Annotated in this window: 18 protein-coding genes; 14 read left to right on the forward strand and 4 right to left on the reverse strand. The window is 66.2% G+C overall.

Annotated elements, in window-relative coordinates; all coding sequences use genetic code 11:
* Nucleotides 1–21: 21 nt before the first annotated feature.
* The 3 genes from yqeK to rsfS are packed head-to-tail and all read left to right on the forward strand — an operon-like array spanning nt 22 to nt 2,395.
* Complete coding sequence (gene yqeK / locus IEY49_RS08875; protein WP_189007314.1) at nt 22–657, forward strand: bis(5'-nucleosyl)-tetraphosphatase (symmetrical) YqeK; 636 nt, start codon at nt 22–24, stop codon at nt 655–657.
* Entirely contained in the window at nt 654–2,033 is a 1,380-nt protein-coding gene (locus IEY49_RS08880) for an LCP family protein (protein WP_189006968.1), read from the forward strand. The genes yqeK and IEY49_RS08880 overlap by 4 nt, the downstream gene beginning before the upstream one ends.
* Complete coding sequence (gene rsfS / locus IEY49_RS08885; protein WP_189006983.1) at nt 2,030–2,395, forward strand: ribosome silencing factor; 366 nt, start codon at nt 2,030–2,032, stop codon at nt 2,393–2,395. Before IEY49_RS08880 ends, rsfS begins: the two co-directional genes overlap by 4 nt.
* A gap of 198 nt (nt 2,396–2,593) precedes the next feature.
* Here rsfS and IEY49_RS08890 read toward each other — a convergent pair whose 3' ends face one another.
* The gene (locus IEY49_RS08890) at nt 2,594–3,067 is read right to left on the reverse strand and encodes a DUF3809 domain-containing protein (protein WP_189006986.1); all 474 of its coding nucleotides are present in this window, start codon (nt 3,065–3,067) and stop codon (nt 2,594–2,596) included.
* Between the two features lie 4 nt (nt 3,068–3,071).
* Nucleotides 3,072–3,332 (reverse strand): DUF3248 domain-containing protein, encoded by a 261-nt coding sequence (locus IEY49_RS08895; RefSeq protein WP_189006989.1) that lies wholly within the window; start codon nt 3,330–3,332, stop codon nt 3,072–3,074.
* 51 nt (nt 3,333–3,383) lie between these two features.
* Between IEY49_RS08895 and IEY49_RS08900 the strand changes: the two genes are divergently transcribed.
* From IEY49_RS08900 to coaD, 3 genes are all read left to right on the forward strand, one after another.
* Entirely contained in the window at nt 3,384–3,665 is a 282-nt protein-coding gene (locus tag IEY49_RS08900; protein ID WP_189006992.1) for a hypothetical protein, read from the forward strand.
* Between the two features lie 63 nt (nt 3,666–3,728).
* Nucleotides 3,729–4,301, forward strand: a complete 573-nt coding sequence (locus IEY49_RS08905) for an RsmD family RNA methyltransferase (protein WP_189006995.1) — start codon at nt 3,729–3,731, stop codon at nt 4,299–4,301.
* Nucleotides 4,298–4,810, forward strand: a complete 513-nt coding sequence (gene coaD, locus IEY49_RS08910; RefSeq protein WP_189006997.1) for a pantetheine-phosphate adenylyltransferase — start codon at nt 4,298–4,300, stop codon at nt 4,808–4,810. Before IEY49_RS08905 ends, coaD begins: the two co-directional genes overlap by 4 nt.
* A gap of 125 nt (nt 4,811–4,935) precedes the next feature.
* On the opposite strand, the gene metK is transcribed toward coaD, so the two are convergent.
* Entirely contained in the window at nt 4,936–6,147 is a 1,212-nt protein-coding gene (gene metK / locus IEY49_RS08915; RefSeq protein ID WP_189007000.1) for a methionine adenosyltransferase, read from the reverse strand.
* A 233-nt stretch (nt 6,148–6,380) separates the two neighbouring features.
* On the opposite strand from metK, the gene IEY49_RS08920 reads away from it, so the two are divergent.
* The 6 genes from IEY49_RS08920 to IEY49_RS08945 all read left to right on the forward strand — a co-directional run bounded on the left by IEY49_RS08920 (nt 6,381) and on the right by IEY49_RS08945 (nt 14,262).
* Nucleotides 6,381–7,070 carry a winged helix-turn-helix domain-containing protein gene (locus tag IEY49_RS08920; RefSeq protein WP_189007003.1) on the forward strand — a complete coding sequence of 230 codons (690 nt, stop codon included), beginning with the start codon at nt 6,381–6,383 and terminating at the stop codon, nt 7,068–7,070.
* Between the two features lie 11 nt (nt 7,071–7,081).
* Complete coding sequence (locus tag IEY49_RS08925) at nt 7,082–8,038, forward strand: sensor histidine kinase (protein ID WP_189007317.1); 957 nt, start codon at nt 7,082–7,084, stop codon at nt 8,036–8,038.
* Between the two features lie 70 nt (nt 8,039–8,108).
* Nucleotides 8,109–8,753, forward strand: a complete 645-nt coding sequence (phoU, locus tag IEY49_RS08930; RefSeq protein WP_189007006.1) for a phosphate signaling complex protein PhoU — start codon at nt 8,109–8,111, stop codon at nt 8,751–8,753.
* A gap of 101 nt (nt 8,754–8,854) precedes the next feature.
* A complete protein-coding gene (locus IEY49_RS08935) occupies nt 8,855–10,651 on the forward strand; it encodes an ABC transporter ATP-binding protein (RefSeq protein WP_229780716.1) in 1,797 nt (598 codons plus the stop codon).
* A gap of 55 nt (nt 10,652–10,706) precedes the next feature.
* Nucleotides 10,707–12,518, forward strand: a complete 1,812-nt coding sequence (locus tag IEY49_RS08940; RefSeq protein ID WP_189007009.1) for an ABC transporter ATP-binding protein — start codon at nt 10,707–10,709, stop codon at nt 12,516–12,518.
* Between the two features lie 382 nt (nt 12,519–12,900).
* Entirely contained in the window at nt 12,901–14,262 is a 1,362-nt protein-coding gene (locus IEY49_RS08945) for an IS701 family transposase (RefSeq protein ID WP_189007012.1), read from the forward strand.
* Between the two features lie 197 nt (nt 14,263–14,459).
* Here the strand turns inward: IEY49_RS08945 and pyrE are convergent, their stop codons facing one another.
* Complete coding sequence (pyrE, locus tag IEY49_RS08950; protein ID WP_189007015.1) at nt 14,460–15,041, reverse strand: orotate phosphoribosyltransferase; 582 nt, start codon at nt 15,039–15,041, stop codon at nt 14,460–14,462.
* A gap of 50 nt (nt 15,042–15,091) precedes the next feature.
* Here pyrE and IEY49_RS08955 point away from each other — a divergent pair, with 50 nt between their 5' ends.
* Complete coding sequence (locus tag IEY49_RS08955) at nt 15,092–15,298, forward strand: XRE family transcriptional regulator (RefSeq protein ID WP_189007018.1); 207 nt, start codon at nt 15,092–15,094, stop codon at nt 15,296–15,298.
* A gap of 117 nt (nt 15,299–15,415) precedes the next feature.
* Nucleotides 15,416–16,150 carry an RNase H family protein gene (locus IEY49_RS08960; RefSeq protein WP_189007021.1) on the forward strand — a complete coding sequence of 245 codons (735 nt, stop codon included), beginning with the start codon at nt 15,416–15,418 and terminating at the stop codon, nt 16,148–16,150.
* Nucleotides 16,151–16,261: the final 111 nt, after the last annotated feature.

The following is a 16,261-nucleotide window of genomic DNA, read 5'->3' on the forward strand; positions in this document are numbered from 1 at the left end:
TGGGAAGACAGGGTCCGGCTGATGGTTCGTCCACGTCGCTTCGAACATGTGCTGCGCGTGGCAGAACTCGCGCGGCATATTGCGCTGGCCAATGGCGCCGACCCTGAGCGCGCCTACGCGGCGGGCATTCTGCATGACATTGCCCGGGACCTGCCGGATGCTGAGTTGCTGCGGCTGGCTCCACCCGAGTGCAGCATCGACTCGGCCCATCCGCTGGCTCTGCACGGACGTGCGGCCCGCACCCTGCTGACCCGCTGGGGCTACCACGATCCGGTGGTGCTGGAGGCGGTCGAGGACCACACCACCGGACCGCGCGGCGGCAACGATGTGTCGGCATGTGTCTATATCGCCGACGTGTCGGAACCCGGGCGCGGGGTCAACGCCGATATCCGTGAACTGGCGCTGGAGGACCTGACAGGCGCCCTGGAACGGGCCATTGTTTCCAAGGTCACCTATTTGCAGGGCAGGGGCATTCAGGTGCATCCAAGGACGCTGCGGGCCTATTATGCACTGCCCTGCATTCAGCAGGAGAGCGAGACCCCCACCATGCCCAAGCCGTCTTCCGAACTTTCTGAACTCACCATGCCCGAATCGTCTTGCGGACAGCCGGACGCCACGCGGCGTGATCCGGCCCGGCGTGATCCGGCCCGGCCGTGAGCCAGAGGGCTACGCCCACGCCACCCCGTTCCCGCCCACTGGCGCTGTTGCGCGCCGCGCAGGCTTTCGGGTTGAGTGTGGCGGCCATGACCCTGGGGGGACTGGCCCTGGTCAGCGGTGCCGGCGGAACGGCCATGAGCGGTCCAGGCGGCGCCGCACCGGAATTTACCGTACTGGTGGCCGGGCGCGACATCGTGTACTGCTATTACCGCCAGCCGTGCAAGGACCAGAACCAGCGCACCGGCCTGACCCAGCCGCCCAACACCGACACCGTGATGCTGGTCAAGGTCAGCGGCACCCAGGTCAAGGTGCTGAGCATTCCCCGTGACACCAACGTGGGCCCCTACGATCCTTCACGCGGCAGGGGCCAGCAGAAGATCAACATGCAGTACTACCTGCAGGGCCCCGAAGGTCTTCTGCTCGCCGCTGAGACCATCACCGGCGAGCGGGTGGACTCGTACGTGATTGTCCGCACCGATTACGTGGAACGGGTGATCGATGCACTGGGCGGCCTGGACGTCACGGTACCGGAAGGAGGCATCGAGTGGGTGGATCAGGCGGCGGGCGTGGATCTCAAGCTCTCACCCGGCGAGCACCACCTGGACGGCAAGACTGGGGTGCTGTTCCTGCGGGTGCGCAAAGGCTTCGGGGACGATTACGGCCGCATGGACCACCAGAAACAGGCGCTGACCCAGCTTGCGGCCAGGCTCCGGTCCGCCCAGGGGCTGGCAGCGCTGCCCACCATCCTGGGCGGGATCGGCGACGGCGTAGAGACCAACCTGGACCTGGGCATGCTGACCTCTCTGCAGCCGTACCTGGGACAGATGAAGCTCTCGTTCGCCACGCTGCCGACCGAACCGATTCCTGGCACCTTCAACCTGGCTGTCAACCGCGAGCGGCTGGCCGGGCTGTGGGGGGATACGCCCGTTCAGATCAGTGCCACCCGTGAGGCACCGGACGTGACACTTAAAGTGGTGGACGCCAGCGGAGCTGACCTGGGGCCAGCCATGGGCCGGGCTCTGCAGGCCCTGGGCTACGCGAAGGTTGATCTGGAGTCCGCCCCGGCCAGCCGGGAGCCCAGCCAGGTTTTCACGACCGACGCCGTGAACGAAGCGAACCTGCTGGCAGACGCGCTGCGTCTGCCACGGCTGCAGGGCGAACGTTTTCCGGTCCGCAGCGGAGAGGTCGGTATTCTGCTGGGCATGGACGCCCGTGAGTCCCTGGCGGCCCTGCGGGCGCTGGCGGCTACGGATCCTGCGTCCGGGGCCCAGACCTCTCCGGCGGTACCGTTCCAGTCCTCCTCTTCCCAGAGCTCACCGGCACCGATGCCGACGACACCCTCAGACGCCCCCTCTCAGACCCTGGAGACCCCATGACCGATCAGACCATTCAGCAACAGTTGCGCGCCATCGTGGACGCCGCCCGTGAACGCCGCGCCGAGGACGTGACGGTGCTTGACCTGACCGACGTCAGCAGCACTCTGGAATATTTCGTGATCTGCACCGCCACCGCCGGTCTGCAGCTCAACGCCGTGCAGGAGAACATCCGGGAGAAGGCCCAGGCTGCCGGCCTGCCCCGTCCCAGCGTGGAAGGCCCCAGCGAACGCTGGCTGCTGCTGGCGTTCGGCGGCGGTATCGTGGTGCATATCATGACTAAAGACGCCCGCGAATATTACGACCTGGAAGGCCTGTGGAGCGACGCCGGCGTGCTGGAGTTCCCCGAGCAGCTCACCAGCTGAACCAATTATGAAAATTCAGAGTGCGCCGCCCGGCATGCGGGCGGCGCACTCGCCTGGTCGGTTCACAACCGTTTTACACCCAACGCCGTGTATCGGGGCACTCTGGCCACCTGGGAATAGTGGCAGAAGCATATAAAGAGACGGGCTGCGCGGTATGGATCTTTCCGCGGCGCTGCCCTGGCTGTGACGCACGCCGTATTATCCTGCCGACATTGCCCGCGCCACGCTGCCGGGCAGCTCACGGGCCACACGCTCCAGGGTACGGCTGGCCGCGGCCCCCACCATTTTTTCGAAGGCCGCGCCTCCCCAGCCTTCTGCTTCCGGCACCGCCAGATGGGCGCTGAACTGAAAGTCGAAGTGCACCTCTGCGCTTTCTTTAGCCCGGGCCTGACCACTGACCTCGACCCAGGCACGTTCACCGGCAAGCAGCTCCGGAACCAGTTCAGCCCCCTCAGAGGTCAACTGCAGTCGGCTGACAAACGGCAGATCCACCTCACCCAGGATGGGCACCGTAACCACCAGTTCGCCGCGCACACCATACCCGTCAGCCTGGAGACCTCGCAGAAAGCGTACCTGGGACAGGGCCACCGCCGGGTCCCGTACAAACGCCAGGGCCTGGGCGTGGGACCCGGGATGGGTCAGGACAAAGCTCTGCCGGGCGTCGAGAATCACGCGCCTAGTCCACCCACTCGATCACCACACGCCCGCCCTCCAGGGCCGCCTGAAGCTCCTGGTCGCCAGCGCTGCGCAGCCGGGGCAGGTGGGCAAAGCGCGGCGTGGCCGAGGCGAAGCCCAGACGCACGATCACGTCCTCGCTGACTTCGTCCTTGCCGATGCGCCATACCAGCTGGCCCCCCAGTGCCTCAAGCTGGCGGGTGAGGTCCGCCGGCAGCACCTGGGCGTCGGCAGGAGGCTCCGGGGGCAGGGGATCGGTCATGAGGACATTGTAAGGCCCGGGGCCAGCTGAGGCGCGCTACAACTGAGGTCCATGACTGTTCCCAAGCTGAGCTGGCGAAGCCTGGAAACCCGCGTGGGCCTCGACGGTCTGCCGGCCTTTCACCGTGCCTTTCTGACGTGGCGGGGCGTCGAGGGCGCCGACGCCATGCCGCTGCGCCGGGTATCGCAGCGGGTCGAAGCCGAACTCAACCGTCTGGTTCAGGCCGGGCAGGCGGCGCGGGCAGGCGACGACTGGCTGCTGGTGCCAGGCGCTCTGGCGGAGTTTGCGGCCGCGCGGCCCTTTGTGTCTGCCGATGGAGCGTTGTTACGCTGAAGGCGATGAGGTGCTTGTCTTGACTTCCGTTGCCTGGCCGCTCAGTCCACAGAGGCTGACGCCATGAGCCTGCGTATCCTGGGCGGCAGCGCCAAGGGCCGCACCCTACAGGTGCCGGACAGTGCCCGCCCCAGCGGCGCGCGCATCCGCAAGAGCCTGTTCGACCTGCTTGCGGCGCGCGCGCCGGTGGGGCGCTTTCCGACCTTCCTGGACCTGCACGGGGGCAGCGGCGCCGTGGGGCTGGAAGCTGCCAGCCGCGGCTACAGCGTGACCCTGGTGGAAAAGGACGCCCGGGCGGTGCGGGCCCTGGAGCACAACGCGCGCACACTGGCCCTGCAAGCCCGGGTGCTTCGGGGAGACGCGATGGGCCTGCTGCCCCGGCTGGGCAGCTTCGATCTGGTCTTCAGTGACCCTCCGTACGACGTGGACATTCCTGCTGTGACCCTCAGGCTGCTGGGCAGCGGTGTGGTGCGTCCGGGTGGCCTGCTGATCTGCCAGCATCCCGACCGCCTGCGCCTGCCTGAGCACCCCAGCTTCGACCTGGAGGTCCGCAAGTACGGCAGCAATGTCCTGAGCATCTACCACCTGCCTGCACAAGCCCCTGACACCGGACAGGGTAAGGTGGACGGCGAATGAACGTCGTTTTCCCCGGCTCGTTTGACCCGATTACCAGCGGACACATGGACGTGCTGACACGCGCCTCAAAGATGTTTGATCACGTCACCATGACCGTCATGCACAACGCCCGCAAACAGGGCCGCTACCTGTTCACCCTGGAAGAACGCCTGCAGATTCTGCGTGACGCCACTGCCCACCTGCCCAATGTCAGCGTGGACAGTTTCGGCGGCCTGCTGGTGGATTACATGGCCCAGGAGCAGAAAGGCATCATTATCCGCGGGCTGCGTGCCGTGTCGGACTACGAGTACGAACTGCAGATCGCCCACCTCAACCGGCAGATCGGTGAGGTCGAAACGGTGTTCATCATGGCGGCCACCCGCTGGAGCTTTGTCAGCAGTTCGATGGTGCGCGAGATCGCCAGCTACGGCGGCGACATCAGCGAGATGGTCCCGCGTGCCAGCGCCAGCGCCCTGAAACTGAAATTCGCCGATGTGTACGCCGAACGCGAGGCCAGCCGCAGCAGCTGATACAGACAGGCTCTCCCCTGTCTGAAATTCAAGCCACAAGATCAGGCTTTCAAGCGAGAATCCGCATCAGGTCCAAAAGGAGAGGGCCAGGGGAATGACCACCCTGGCCCTTTCGTGAATACTGCTCAGCCCTGTGCGGCCTGCCGCAGCGCCTCAGCGCGGTCAGTTTGCTCCCAGGGAAAATCGGGACGCCCGAAGTGCCCGTAGGCAGCGGTCTGCGCGTAGATGGGCCGCTGCAGGTCCAGCTGCGCGATGATCGCCTGGGGACGTGCGTCGAAGTGGGCTTCTACCAGCCCAGCCAGCCGCTCGTCACTGACCGTGCCGGTGCCGTAGGTGTCCACCCGCAGGCTCACCGGACGCGCGCGGCCGATGGCATAGGCCACCTCGACCAGGGCCCGGCGGGCCAGCCCGGCCGCCACGATGTTCTTGGCGATGTAGCGCGCGTAGTACGCCGCCGAGCGGTCCACCTTGGTCGGGTCCTTGCCTGAAAAGGCACCGCCGCCGTGGGGCACCGCGCCGCCGTAGGTATCCACGATGATCTTGCGCCCGGTCAGTCCGGTGTCGCCGTGCGGCCCGCCAATGACGAAGCGGCCACTGGGGTTGATGAAGTACTTGGTGTCCGGCGTGAGGTACCCGGCCGGAATGACTGCCTGAATCACGTGCTCGAGCATGTCCTGACGAATCTGTTCCTGGGTGACGTCCTCACCGTGCTGGGTGCTGATCACGATGGTGTCCACCAGAGTCTCGCTGGCGTCATGAACGTCGCCGTCGCGTACCACAGTGACCTGGGCCTTGGCGTCGGGACGCAGGTAGGGCAGCGTGCCGTTCTTGCGTAGCTCCGCCAGACGGCGGGTAAGCTGGTGCGCCAGCGAGATCGGCAGCGGCATCAGCTCCGGGGTCTCGTCGGTGGCGTACCCGAACATCAGGCCCTGGTCGCCGGCCCCGACCAGGCTGTAGGCGTTCTCGGGCAGGGCGCGCTGGGCCTCGCTCATGCCGCGCCATTCCTCGGAGTGGTCCACCCCCTCCGCAATCTCGGGGGACTGCTCGTGAATGCTAACCAGCACCGCGCTGTACTCGGCATCAAAGCCGTAGTTGGCGCGGGTGTAGCCGACTTTCATGACCGCGTCACGCACCGTCTTCTGCACGTCCACGTGGGCTGTGATGGCCCGGACCTCACCGGCCACGACCGCCATGCCGGTGGTGACCAGCGTCTCGACCGCCACCCGGCTGGTGGGTTCCTGGCGCAGGAACTCGTCCAGGATCGAATCCGAGATAAAGTCCGCGAGCTTGTCCGGGTGTCCTTCTGAGACCGACTCCGAGGTGTAGAACTTCCGCATGTGTACTCCTGTCGGGTGGGGGTGCGTCTCACAGAACAGACCTGGAGAGGGATGTCGCCTGCTGTCCCCACCCGGCCACGCCACCACGCTGGACGGCACGGGCCCGCCCAGGGTAACGCACCGGGGCGCGCTGCCGGAAGGTTGACAGGCCCGGCAGGCTGGACAGCCGTGAAGTTATCCACTGGGGCGGGCACCTGACATGTCCCTGACGCATCACGTCAGAATGAGAGGCAATGAGCCACGTCGTTGTGATCGAGGACGAGGGAACCGTGCGGGACGTCCTGCGCTTTCACCTGGAGCGTGCGGGGCTGCGGGTCACCGCCCTGGATTCCACACACGGGGCCCTGGAACAGCTGGGCGGGGCCGACGCACTGGTGCTGGACTGGATGCTGCCCGGCGAGAGCGGCCTGGGGTTCCTGCGCCGGCTGCGTGCCGACGCCGAGCTGCGCCGCATGCCGGTCCTGATGTTGACGGCCCGCGCCGCCGAGGCCGAACGGGTCGAGGGCCTGGAGTCCGGAGCGGACGATTACCTGACAAAACCCTTCAGCGCCGCTGAACTGGTCGCGCGGGTCCGGGCGTTGCTGCGCCGCTCGCAGCCCGACAGCCCCCCCACCCTGACCAACGGCCCGCTGATCGTGGACCTGAACGCTGCCGAGGCGCGCGTGGGTGGCAAGAGGCTCAACCTGACCCGGCGCGAATTTGACCTGCTGGCCTTCCTGACCCAGCACACCGGGCGGGTGTATTCGCGCACTGAACTGCTCGACCGGGTCTGGGGCGCGGACTTCCTAGGCGGCGAACGCACGGTGGACCAGCATGTCACGCAGCTTCGGGCGCACCTGGGCGACGACCCCAGTAAACCCGACTTCCTGGAAACGGTGCGGGGCAAGGGCTACCGCATGCGGCCCCGGACGGACGCCTCATGAGCGCCGACCTGATGGGCGCTGCCGAGCCTGCACCCACCAACGACGCCTGGGTGGACGCGCTGCCTCAGGCAGTGCTGCTCAGTGAAGCCGGACTGGTCACGCGGGTCAACGCAGCCGCCGCCCGCTTGTGGGGCGTGCCGCAGGACCGCGCCCTGGGCCGCCCGGTGCTGGAAATCGTGCGCCGGCACACGCTGGAGGCACTGCTGGACAGGGGCGGAGAATTGGAACTGGAAGCGGGCGGGCGCACCCTGCGCTGCACGGCTACCCGCCACGCGAACAGCAGTGCGCTGATCGTGGAAGACATTACCGAGCACCGCCGCCGCGAAGCGGAACTGCGGGAAGCCACCGCCGTGCTGTCGCACGAGTTCCGCACGCCGGTCGCGGCCCTGCGCGGGGTGCTTGAAGCCCTGGAATACGACATGCCGGCCGACCTGGCCCAGAACTTCGTGAAGCAGGGCCTGCAGGAAACCGAGCGGCTGGCCCGTCTGGTCGAGGATCTGGCGGTGGGCTTCCGACCCACCCGCGCCCGCACCCTGCCGCTGTCTGAAGCATTCACGCGCGCCGAGCGGCTGCTCAGCACCGAGCTGGGCACCCGGCAGGCACAGCTGAGTTTCGGACAGGACCATCTGGTACGCGCCGACCCCGACAAGCTGCTGCAGGTGTTGCTGAACCTGATCGAGAACGCCTTGAAGTACGGCCCACCCGCCCAGCCTATCCGCGTGCAGACCAGCCTGCGCGGCACCTGGGTGGAGGTGCGCGTGCTGGACCAGGGCGCCCCGATTCCGGACACCGACAGCCTGTTCCGGGCCCACACTCGCGGTCAGCAGGCCACCGGGCAGGGCAGCGGCATGGGGCTGTATATCGTACGGTCCATCGTGCATGGCTGGGGCGGGCAGGCCTGGGCCGAGCGGCAAGAAGACGGCAACGCCTTCTGCTTTACCCTGCCTGGCGTAGCCGGTCTGGGCTGAGCCGTGGCCAGACCGTATTTCATAGTTCACCCCGTGCCACACAGTGCTACGGTTAACGAAGGAGTAATTCATGCGTGAAGCCCTGGAAAACGACCTGCGCGCCGTGCTCAACGGCGCCCTGAACATGCTTGGTACGGTCGAGCGGATGCTGCCGGTGGCGGCCGACGTCCTGCTGCACGAACGCATCGAGCGCCTGGAGGAGGTCCGCGCGCTGGACCGCGAGGTGGACGCCCAGGAAGCGCAGCTTGAGGCCGAGTGCCTGCGCATCATCGCGCTGCACCAGCCGGTGGCCCGGGATCTGCGGCTGGTGGCCCTGGTCCTCAAGAGCCTGAGCGACATCGAGCGCATGGGCGACTACGTGGTGCACGTGGCCGAGGACGGTGCCGAGCTGGCGCAGCAACCGGCACTGAAGCGCTACGTGAACCTCGCGCGGATGCTCGAGCGCCTGGGGGAAATGAGCCAGAACCTGCGCACTGCCATTGCCGAGCGCGACGTGATACGCGCCGAGACCACCGTGCAGATGGACGACGAGGTCGACGACCTGTACGAGCAGATTCAGCGTGAACTGGTGACCTACATGCTCGAAGATCCCCGCAACATCAGCAAGGCGCTGATGCTGATGCGGGTGGGCCGCAGCCTGGAGCGCATCGGGGACCACATGGAGAATGTGGCCGAGCGGGTGCGTTACTGGGTCACCGGCCAGCGCGAGGCCTGAGCCGGGATGAACGCTCAGGAAGCCCTGGAAATCCCTTCATCCAGGCGCTTCTAAGCCACGCGGCGGATGCTCTGGTAGAGTAGCCCGACTAGGCTGTTCGGATGACGGCGCCCGCCTCCTCTTCTGCTTCCCAGCCCCATGCCCGGAAATCCATGCTGGGCGTGCTGCGGGTGTACCTGGGACCACTGAAATGGCAGGTCGCGCTGCTCGCGGCGCTGCTGCTGAGTGGTACGGGGCTCAACCTGCTGCTCCCGCAGCTGCTGAGGCAGTTCGTGGACAACGCCAAGCTGATCGGCGGGGCGGATGTAGCCCTGCTGTCGCGTCTCGCCGTGATCTACATCGTGCTGGCTGTCGGAGTGCAGCTCATGACCGCCGGGGCCACCTACGTGGGCGCGCGGGTGGGCTGGACCGCCACCAACCGCCTGCGCGCCGACCTGATGGCGCACCTGCTGTCGCTGGACATGCATGAACACAAGGAACGCACTCCCGGGGAAATGATCGAGCGCATCGACGGTGACGTCACGGCCCTGAGCAACTTCTTTTCGCAGTTCGCAGTCAGGGTGTTCGGGGCCGCGCTGCTGCTGACTGGCGCCGTGGTGATGTTCTGGCGTGAGGACTGGCGGGTGGGGGCGGGTATCACGCTCTTTACGGTGATAACGCTGCTGAGCATGGACCGTGTGCGGCAGCTGGGCGTCGAACCCACCAAGGCCGAGCGGGAAGCCAGCGCCCGACTGTTCGGTTTTGTCGAGGAGCGCCTGACCGGCCTGGAAGATATCCGCTCACTGGGCGCCGGCGGCCATCACCTGAATAATTTCCTGCGCACCCAGCGGGACTTCTTCACGCGCAGCACCTTTTCCTGGCGGCGGCGCAGCGTGGTGTGGCAGCTCAGCATGCTGCTGTTCGCAGTGGGCTATGTCGGCCTGCTCTCGGCGGCGGTGGGCCTGTACGCCACCGGAGCTATCACGCTGGGTACGGCCTTCCTGCTCTACCAGTACATGAGCATGATTGAGGAACCCATCGACCAGCTTACCCAGCAGTTGCAGGATCTGCAGAAGGCAGGCGCCAGCCTGGGCCGCGTCAGTGAGATCCTGGCGCTGCGCAGCGAGATCCACGGAGGTACCCGGACCTTGCCTGCCGGACCGCTGGCCCTGGGTTTCCAGGACGTCAGCTTCACCTACAACCCCAGTGAGCCTGCCTCTCGCGGCGTGCTGCACCATGTGAGCTTCCATCTGCCCGCCGGCCAGACCCTGGGCCTGCTGGGCCGCACCGGCAGCGGCAAGACCACCCTGACCCGGTTGATTTCGCGCCTGTATGACGCCACCAGCGGTGAGGTGCGCCTCGGCGGCGTCAATGTGCGCGACGTTCCTCTACATGACCTGAGAACCCGCATGGCTGTGGTCACCCAGGACGTGCAGCTCTTCCAGGCGAGCGTGCGCGACAACCTGAGTTTCTTTGACCCGGACATCACCGATGCCCAGGTGGAAGCGGCGCTGCTCGAAGTGGGTCTGGGCGCTTGGCTTGACAGGCTGCCGGAAGGCGTGCGCACGCCGCTGCCTTCCGGCAGCCTGTCGGCTGGCGAAGCGCAACTGCTGGCCTTTGCCCGCGTGATGCTGCGCGACCCGGCCGTGATCATCCTGGACGAGCCCAGCAGCCGCCTTGATCCCGCCACCGAGGCGCTGCTGACCGCTGCCATGACCAGGCTGCTGTCGGGGCGCACCGCGATCATCATCGCGCACCGCCTGGACACAGTGGCCCGCGCCGACCGGATTCTGGTCCTGGGTGACGGCCAGGTGCTGGAAGAGGGCGCACGCGAGGCCCTGGCCCGCGACCCCCGCAGCCAGTATGCCGGGCTGCTCCTGGCCGGCGCCGCCAGCGAGGACGCCGGGGTGCTGGTATGAGCTCCCGGCTGGCCACCATGTTCCCATCCGTCCCCTGTCCCCACCGGAGCCCTGCATGACCACCTCTGCCCCGACCCCCACCCGTGACCGGACCTTCGCGCTGCAAAAGCGACTGTTCGCCTATAATCCGGCCCTGTTTGTTTTCAACCTGCTGATGTGGGGCATGGTGCACTCCGCGCCGGCCCTGCTGACCCTGGCTGTCAGCAGCATTTTTGGTCGGCTGGAGGAGGCCGAGAAACTTCGCGGAGCCGGGCAGCCGATCGATCCGGTAATCGCGGCCGCCTGGGTCTCCGTCGGGTGGTTCGCCTTCGTGCGGGCCAGCCGCTTCGGCATCTTTTACGGCGCCTTTCGGGCCTGGATCGAACTGTGGTACACCCTGGACGCACTGGTGCGGCGCAATCTGCTGGGCTATCTGCTGACGGCTCGCCGAGCCCGTCGCCTGCCCGACACCCCGGCGGAGGCGGTCAGCCGCTTCCGCGACGACGTGGATGACGTCGCCGGCTATACCGAAGTGTGGGTCGACGGTGCGGGCTTCGTGGTGTACTGCGTTCTGGCCATCACACTGATGGCGCAGGTGGACCCCTGGATCACCCTGCTGGTCTGCGCGCCGCTGCTGTTGATGGTGCTGTTCGTCCAGCGGCTCTCCCCCACCATCCGCACCTACCGGCGCCGCATGCGTGAGGCCACCGCCCGGGTCACCGACTTTATCGGCGAGACCTTTGGAGCTGTCAGTGCCGTCAAGCTGGCTGCGCGCGAGGACGCCATGGTCACCCACCTGCGCAAGCTGGGAGAAACCCGCCGGCACGCGGCGCTGCGTGACGTGCTGCTGACCGAGCTGATCCGGGGTGTCAACACCAACATGGTGAACATGGCCGTGGGCCTGGTGCTGCTGCTGGGCGCCAGCAAGGTCCGTGGTGGCAACCTGGGCATCGGCGAGTTCGTGCTGTTTATCGGACTGCTGCCCCGCCTGACCGGCAGCATGGCCTTTTTCGGCGATGCGATCGCCCGCCACCGCCGCACTGGCGTGAGCTATGAGCGTATGGCCCGGCTGCTCCAGGATGCCCCCGATACCAAAATCGTGGAACACCACCCGGCCTATCTGCACCGCGATCCACCCGCGCCACCTGCCGCTCCCCCTGCGCTGCCGCTGGAGGAACTGCACGTCGAGGGGCTGACGGCCACACACGGCGAGGACGGCATTCTGGGCGTCCGGGATGCCAGCTTCACCATCCGCCACGGTGAGTTCGTGGTCGTGACCGGCCGGATCGGAAGCGGCAAAAGTACTCTGCTGCGTGCCCTGCTGGGGCTGATTCCGGTGCAGCGCGGCACGGTGAGCTGGAACGGTGTGCCCATCGAGGACCCCGCCTCCTTCCTAATACCACCACGCAGCGCCTACACGGCCCAGCTGCCTAACCTGTTCTCCGATACCCTGGGGGAGAATGTTGTGTCCGGCAGCAACCCGGACCATCTGAACCGGGCCGTGCGGCTGGCGGTGCTTGAACCGGACCTGGAGCAGTTGCAGAGCGGCCTGGAGACCCAGGTTGGTGCACGCGGCGTGAAGCTTTCCGGTGGTCAGGTGCAGCGCGCCGCCGTGGCCCGCATGCTGGCCCGTGACGCCGATCTGCTGGTCTTCGATGACGTGAGCAGTGCCCTGGACGCTCGCACCGAGGCCCAGCTGTGGGATGGTCTGTTCCGCGAACTGGACGCGACCTGTCTGGTCGTGTCACACCGCCGCGCCGCGCTGATCCGGGCAGACCGGATTCTGCTGATGCAGTATGGGCAGATTGTGGACGAAGGGACGCTGAATGAGTTGCTGGAGCGGAGTGAGGAGATGCGGGCGCTTTGGGCGGAGGATGTGGGGGAGTAAGCGGGGGTTTGTTTCTTAGCTGGATTGCCCCGCCCCCAGCCCCCTACCCCGGAGGGGCAGGGGGAGCTTTCGTTGCACTCGGCAAGAGCTTTGACTGGCGCGATATGGCTGCTGGTCCAGCCAACATGTCTGGCTTCGACGTCATCCTTCGCGCCCGTTGGAAGAGCCCGCGCACTGCGCGCACGACGGCTTTCGTGGCTGGTCTCGTGATGGGGCACGGTAGGCAGTGAAAAGCAAAAGCTTTCCTTTTTTTCAGTAGAACCCTGCTGTCTTCACCAAGATACCCTGCTCGTTTACTGTCACTGCAACCCAGGCCGTCGTGCGCGCAGCGCGAAGGCCATTATTGGGAGTCCGTTGAGTCGTAAGAGATGCACACTGGAAGATGGATACAGATGTTCTGGTGGCGGATCCACTGGACCGGTACTGTGCCCAGTTGGACCATGTCTTTACCCGACCGACGCAGCGCGAAGCGCTGCGCGTGTACCTCCAGGGCTTGCCGGTCGGCACCGAGCGGCATAAAACTGCCACTGGGCTGGCGAATACCGAACCCGGAAAGGCCGGGAGCCACCATAAAGCGGCCCAGCGACTGCAGTGGTTCCTCTCCGAAAGCACCTGGAATCCGGATGCGCTGCATCAGGCCAGGCTGGACCTCATGCGCACCGTGAACCGCACCGCGCCGACAGAAGACGCCGTGCTGGTGATCACCGGTCTCGTCGATCACCAGCACGGCACGCACACCGCACATGTGGGGCGGCAGTATCTGGGAAGTCTGGGCAAAGTGGATTCAGGAATCGTTACGGTCCACGTGCTCTACGACACGCCACAGGCCTACTTCCCACTGCAATTGCGGCCCTACACGCCTGCGCATCATTTCCCACGCCAGACCAGCGATCCCGCCTTCCGCACCAAACCGCAACTGGCCGCTGAGCTGATTGAAGCCGTGCGTCATGACTGGCCGTACCGCGCGGTAGTCGCGGACTGCCTGTATGGGCGCAACGAGTTCTTCCTGACGTACCTGCTGGGGGGATCGATCCCCTTTGTCATGACGTTGCCCCGATCGTATGCCTGGTGGCACGAGCACGGCGAGCCGGGTGGAGTCGAGGAACTGGCGCTGCAAGCAGCGCCAGGCGACTGGCATCCATTCACTCGCACATTCGCGAACGGGGATGAACGGCTGTTCTGGCGTGCGGAACTGGCTGGGGGACCGTATGGTCGTGGTCGCGCGTTGCGCCTGGTGGTCGTGACACCGGATCCGGTGTCACTCCCGGCTGACACCACTCAGTACCTGATCACGAACCTGCGCGAGGACGAACAGGACCTGTCTCCGTTCCGGGTGTCGACGCCCCCAGCATCCTCGCTTGAGGTGGCGCGGCTGTATGCGCGGCGTCCCCGGATCGAGCAGGCGTATCGCGAGGTCAAGCAGCATCTGGGCTGGACGCATTGTCAGGCCCGATCTGATCTGGCGTTGAGGCGGCATTGGAGTCTGGTCTGCGCGGCCTTTTGTTTCCTGCACTGGTGGGACGAACAATCTCCTGCAGATTCTGACGCAGACGTGCATCAGGCGGGTGCATCGCACCCGCCTGGTTGGAGTGTGCTGTTACGCCAGGTCAGGCTGTGGTTGGAGCCCTTCGTGTGGGTATGGCGAGCCTGGCGCGCGTACACCACCATGCGACCTCCTCGGCCACTCCGACGACTCCTTCAACGGGTGGTTCGGGGCGACCCACTTCCGCTCTATGTCGCGTAAATCGTGTCTAGGACAGCAAATGTGCCCACAGTCAACGGACTCCCAATACGTGATCCCGGAGCATGGCATCGAAGCAGGAACGCTGGAAGACACCAGCACCCTGGCCATCTCCTCTCCCACCTTGCTGAGTGCCAACGAAAGCTCCCCCTGCCCCTCTGGGGTAGGGGGCTGGGGGGCGGGGCAAGAAAACCGAATTCCTAAATCTCCTGCAAAGGAATCTCCGCCAGCCACCCCGGAACCTCATCCGGCAGATACGTATCAAATACCAGTCGCGTCAGCGACACTAGCGGATACCCATCCAGCAGCCCTTCCTGCGCGCGCCGGTCGACGATGCAGGCAATCGCCACACACCGACCCCCAGCCTGCTCGGCTGCACGAACCGCCTTGAGCACGCTGCCGCCAGTGGTCAGCACATCCTCTACTGCCACAAAGGTCTCGCCCGGCGTGATGGTGAAGGCCTCGCGGATCTTCATGCCGCCCTGACCATCTTTTTCGGCGAAGATCGCACGCCGGCCGTTTGCACCCTTGCCGTTGTCATAGTGACGGGCCGTCTCATAGGCCAGGGTCACGCCCCCCATGGCCGGTCCAATCAGAAAGTCAGCCTGGATGCCCTCGCTTTTCAGCCTGTCAGCCAGGGCCCGGCCAATCTGCTCGGTCAGGTGCGGGTACTGAAGCAGGGTGGTGCTTTGCAGGAACTTCGGGCTGTGGCGGCCGGAGGCAAGCAGAAAGTGCCCCTCGTGGTACGCGCCGGCCTGCTGATAGAGCTCAAGAACGTCCATGTTAAGGGCAGTATTGCATCATGCTCCGTCCGGCTGGGGCATGATGGTGCATGGATACCCGGCATGATGAACAGACTTTTGTTTCGGTGGTGGGGCTGCGGCGTCGGCTGCTGGGCATCAGGCTGGACACGCTGGCGCGGGAGGCGGCCGTTACGCCGCACCTGCTCGCTGCGGTGGAACGCGGCGAGGTGGAGCCCCGTGGACTGCACCTGCTGGCCCGCCGGACACTGTCAAAGGTGCTTGACCTTGACCTCTGAGGAACACATTGGTCAGCACCGTTCAGGGCCCCATGTTCTTCAGCGGGTCCGCGGAAATGAGGGTTGGCAGACCCTCTGCACGGCGACCCTGAGGCCGCCTCTTCAATGGAGCCGCGCATGAACCATGCTTTTGTGGACGCCAGCTGGCATGAGCAGCCCGACGGCTCCGGCCTGGGCGGCTGGGGCTTGGTTCTGCTGACCCCCGGCGCATTACCGGCGCGCTTTCAGGGACAGCTCAGTGTGCCGGACAACAATGTGGCCGAACTGCGCGCGGTTCTCGAGGCGGTGCGGCTGGCCCCGGAAGGCGAGCCGCTGAGCGTGCACACTGACAATCAGGCGGTCATCGCGGCCGTGGCCCATGGGCGTGGCCCGACCATCCTGCATGAACTGGCGCGTGAGGTGATGGACGAAGCCGAGGCGCGCGTGATGGCGCTGCGGGTCGGCTATGTACCGAGAACCCGGCGGCACATGCTGGTGGCCCACGCACTGGCCAACGATGCGCGCCGGGGTGCCGTCTCACCGGGCGGATACGGAGATGTGGCAGAGGTGCTGATCGAACAGCGGGCCGGCCAGCCCGAAGCCCGGGTCAGCCTGCGCCGGCGTGCCGAGCGGGTCACAGCCCATGTGCCGTTTGACCCCCTGTCCGATGTGCCGCCCAGTGTGCAGGCGCTGCTGGCGGCCGTGAGCCTCGCGCAGCCGCAGGAGACCCTGGCCGTGCGCCGTGCCAGCAAGATCGCGCAGGCCCTGTGGCTCAAGCCGGAGCGTGCGCTGCGCGACGCGGTCCAGATGCAGATCGCCCTGGCACGCCGTCACGCCGACGAACATGGAGTTCAGGTGCAGTTCCAGGGGTAGCAGGCAGCCCCTGCGGCCTGGAACTGGCAGACCACTCCGGACCCAAACCTCCGGTTGCCGGCTGGTGTTCAGCGGTCATGGCCGCCGAATTGACTTCGGCCTGGGCTGGAA

The organism is Deinococcus malanensis (assembly GCF_014647655.1).
GTDB classification, from domain to species: domain Bacteria; phylum Deinococcota; class Deinococci; order Deinococcales; family Deinococcaceae; genus Deinococcus; species Deinococcus malanensis.